Here is a 222-nt window from a genome sequence, read left to right on the forward strand (position 1 = left end):
GGAGAACCATCGGAATTGCTGAAACGGTTTTGGACACAGTTCTGGAATTTGTTGACTCGTGCCGATTGGAAACCCCGACTCAGGAAGCTATTGAAGATTCCCCAGGCATTGCAATGGGTGGCGGAGGAATTGCAAACGCTCCCTACCTTGGAGGATATTTTCAGGACTATTGAGGGTTTGTTGGGGACAGATGAGGCCCTAAACTAATCCTGAACATTCTCC

At 48.6% G+C, this 222-nt stretch carries 1 protein-coding gene; it reads left to right on the forward strand.

What is annotated here, in order from left to right; all coding sequences use genetic code 11:
• On the forward strand, nucleotides 1–207 hold a 207-nt coding region (locus PL9631_RS26495; protein ID WP_197046534.1), incomplete at its 5' end, for a hypothetical protein.
• Between the last annotated feature and the right edge of the window lie 15 nt (nucleotides 208–222).

This window comes from Planktothrix paucivesiculata PCC 9631, from assembly GCF_900009265.2.
GTDB lineage: Bacteria > Cyanobacteriota > Cyanobacteriia > Cyanobacteriales > Microcoleaceae > Planktothrix > Planktothrix paucivesiculata.